This is a genomic window from Actinomadura sp. GC306 (genome assembly GCF_004348665.1).
Taxonomy (GTDB): domain Bacteria; phylum Actinomycetota; class Actinomycetes; order Streptosporangiales; family Streptosporangiaceae; genus Spirillospora.
Genome location: NZ_SMKM01000448.1, coordinates 1 through 2,935 on the forward strand (window position 1 = coordinate 1; position 2,935 = coordinate 2,935).

Genomic DNA, 2,935 nt, shown 5'->3' on the forward strand with positions numbered 1-2,935 from the left:
GGGCAGAGGGCCGGTCAGGGGGCGGGCCAGTTGCGCAGGGCGCTGTCGAGGGCGTCCAGGGTCCGCGACCAGGAGGCGCCGGTGTCGCGGGGGGTGTGGGCGAACGCGCCCGCGGTCTCCAGGCTGACGAAGCCGTGGAACAGGCTGCCGAGCATCCGCACCGCGTCGGTCTGGTCGGGTTCGGCCAGCGCGTAGCCGCGCAGGACGGCCCGGGTCATCTCCGCGTGCCGGGCGCCGGCGCTGCGGGCGGCGGTCTCGGGGTCCAGTTCCAGCCGCGCGGCGGCGTACCGGCCGGGGTGGCGCTTGGCGTAGTCGCGGTAGGCGCCGGCGAAGGCGACCAGCGCGTCCTTGCCGGCGCGGCCGGCGATCGCGTCGGCGACGGTGTCGGCGAGCTCGGCCAGGGCCAGCAGCGCGACCCGCGTCCTCAGGTCGCGGGCGCTGCTGATGTGGGAGTACAGGCTCGCCTCCCGGACGCCGAAGCGCCGGGCCAGCGCCGCGACGGTCACCGCGTCGAAGCCGACCTCGTCGGCCAGTTCCGCCGCCGCCCGGGTGAGGCGTTCGGCGGTCAGCCCCGCGCGTGCCATGGACCCCTCCGCATCTACCTACGTGAGTAAGTTGTTTGCCTAATGCTATTAGGAAAGCTAGCCTCGCCGCACATGGAACCCGTCACCGAACGCGATCTGCGCGCGTCCTTCGTCAACTGCTCCAGGGGCGAGGCGCGGCGGCTCACCCTGCCGAGGGACTTCGCCGATACGCCCTGGGACGACCTGGACTTCCTGGGGTGGCGGGACCCGCGCGCCCCCGAACGCGCCTACCTGGCCGCGTATCCGGCCGCCGGCCGCGGCGGCCGCCTGGTCGGGCTCGCGCTGCGGGCCGCGCCGGGCGGGGCCCGCGGCTTCACCGCGCGCAGCATGTGCTCGCTGTGCCTGACCACCCGCACCGGCGGCGCGGTGTCGCTGATGACGGCCCGCCGGACGGGCGAGGCCGGGCGGCACGGCGACTCGGTCGGGCGGTACCTGTGCGGCGACCTGGACTGCTCGCTGTACGTGCGCGGCAGGAAGAGGTCGGTCGCGGGCGGCGAGCTGGAGGAGTCGCTGCCGGTGGCCGAGAAGGTCGCCCGCGTCCGGGCCAACCTGGACGCCTTCCTGGACGCGGTGACCCGGTGACCGCGGTTCCCCGGCACGGTCACCGGCGCAGTTTCCGCCGTTCCCGGGTGTTGTCCGCCGCGACCGTTCCCCGATTGATAATCTCAACGTTGAGATGATGCGGGAGGGCGGGCGATGGCCGACGCGGTGGACGCGATCCTGGCGCAGTGGGCGCGCGAGCGTCCCGACATGGACGCCTCCCCGATGGGAATCGTCGGGCGGATCTCCCGGGCGCAGCAGATCCTGGGCCGGGAGCTGAAGTCGTTCTTCGCCGAGCGCGGGCTGGAGACGTGGGAGTTCGACGTCCTGGCGACGCTGCGGCGGCACGGCGCCCCCTACGAGCTGACGGCGGGGGCGCTGCTGAAGGCGTCCATGGTCACCTCGGGCGCGATCACCAACCGGATCGACCGGCTGGAGGCCAAGGGGCTGGTGGAGCGGGTCCGCGACACCGGCGACCGGCGCTCGGTCCGGATCCGGCTGACCGGGCCGGGGCTGGAGCTGGTGGACCGGCTGGTCGGCGAGCACTCGGCCAACGAGCGGCGGCTGCTGGCCGCGCTGGACCCGGCCGCCCGCGACGACCTCGCCGCCGCGCTGCGCACCCTGCTGGAATCCCTCGGCGACACCTCCCTGGAGTAACCCTCCGGCCCGCTCCAAGCCCCGGCGGTCACGGCTTTCGCGCACCGGCATGTCACAGCCGGGCGCGCCGTCTCGTCTCCTGTCGCGAAGGGAAAGGTTGCGACCAGGAGGTGACGGTCATGCGGGTGTTCGTTGCGGGCGGCAGCGGCGTGCTGGGGCGGCGGCTGGTGCCGCAGCTGGTGGCGCGCGGCCACCAGGTGACGGCGACGACGACGAGCGCGGCCAAGCTGGAGGTGCTGGCGCGGCTGGGGGCCGAGGGGGTGGTGATGGACGGCCTGGACGCGCGGTCGGTCGGCGAGGCGGTGGCCAAGGCGCGGCCGGAGGTGATCGTCCACCAGATGACCGCGATCGCGGTGGGGCACGCCGGCGAGCCCGACATGAAGCACATGGACCGCTGGTTCGCCGGGACCAACCGGCTGCGCACCGAGGGCACCGACCACCTGCTCGCCGCGGCCGAGGCGAGCGGCGTGGACGGCTTCGTCGCGCAGGGCTACGCCGCCTGGAACGGGATCCGCTCGGGCGGCTGGGTGAAGACCGAGCAGGACCCGGTGGACCCCATGACCGGGACGCCGGCCGAGCCCGGGATGGCGGCCCTGGCCCACGTGCAGGACGCCGTCGTCGAGGCCGGCGGCGCGGTCCTGCGCTACGGCTGGTTCTACGGGCCCGGCGCCACCGGCGACCTGGCCGAGCCGGTCCGCAGGCGGCGGTTCCCCATCGTGGGCGGCGGCACCGGGTACTGCTCGTGGGTGCACCTGGACGACGCGGCCGCCGCGACCGTCCTGGCGGTGGAGCAGCGGGCCGCGGGGGTGTTCAACATCGTCGACGACGAGCCGGCCCCCGCCGCGCAGTGGCTGCCGCACCTGGCCGAGTGCGCGGGCGCCAAGCCCCCGATGCGCGTCCCGGCGTGGCTGGCGCGGCCGCTGGCGGGGGAGGTCGCGGTGGCGATGATGACCGAGGGCCGCGGCTTCTCCAACGCCAGGGCCAAGCGGGAGCTGGGCTGGCGGCCGAGGTACCCGTCCTGGCGGGAGGGGTTCCGCGCGGAGCTGGGGTGACCCTGCCGGCGTCCTGCGCCCGGCGGCCCGCCCCCGCCGCGCCGCCGGCCGGCCGCGCGCGGGGTCCGGGAGGCGCCCTGGCGGTTCAGCTCAGGGGCTGGG

4 protein-coding genes are annotated in these 2,935 nt (G+C 75.5%); 3 read left to right on the top strand and 1 reads right to left on the bottom strand.

From position 1 onward, the window contains the following. Window positions 1-14: 14 nt before the first annotated feature. On the bottom strand, window positions 15-584 hold the full coding sequence (locus E1200_RS32415) for a TetR/AcrR family transcriptional regulator (RefSeq protein WP_131956362.1): 570 nt from the start codon (window positions 582-584) through the stop codon (window positions 15-17). Window positions 585-656: 72 nt separating this feature from the next. On the opposite strand from E1200_RS32415, the gene E1200_RS32420 reads away from it, so the two are divergent. The 3 genes from E1200_RS32420 (at window position 657) to E1200_RS32430 (ending at window position 2,833) form a co-directional block, all read left to right on the top strand. Then, complete coding sequence (locus tag E1200_RS32420) at window positions 657-1,166, top strand: FBP domain-containing protein (protein WP_131956364.1); 510 nt, start codon at window positions 657-659, stop codon at window positions 1,164-1,166. A 114-nt stretch (window positions 1,167-1,280) separates the two neighbouring features. Further along, window positions 1,281-1,781, top strand: coding sequence for a MarR family transcriptional regulator (locus E1200_RS32425; protein WP_131956366.1), 501 nt, complete (start codon window positions 1,281-1,283; stop codon window positions 1,779-1,781). Between the two features lie 119 nt (window positions 1,782-1,900). Next, a complete protein-coding gene (locus E1200_RS32430; RefSeq protein ID WP_131956368.1) occupies window positions 1,901-2,833 on the top strand; it encodes an NAD(P)-dependent oxidoreductase in 933 nt (310 codons plus the stop codon). Window positions 2,834-2,935: the final 102 nt, after the last annotated feature.

Excerpts from the sequence above, each read along its gene's own strand:
- E1200_RS32420 (WP_131956364.1), top strand. The coding sequence starts at position 657 with ATGGAACCCGTCACCGAACGCGATCTGCGCGCGTCCTTCGTCAACTGC.
- E1200_RS32430 (WP_131956368.1), top strand. The coding sequence starts at position 1,901 with ATGCGGGTGTTCGTTGCGGGCGGCAGCGGCGTGCTGGGGCGGCGGCTG.
- E1200_RS32425 (WP_131956366.1), top strand. The coding sequence starts at position 1,281 with ATGGCCGACGCGGTGGACGCGATCCTGGCGCAGTGGGCGCGCGAGCGT.
- E1200_RS32415 (WP_131956362.1), bottom strand. The coding sequence starts at position 584 with ATGGCACGCGCGGGGCTGACCGCCGAACGCCTCACCCGGGCGGCGGCG.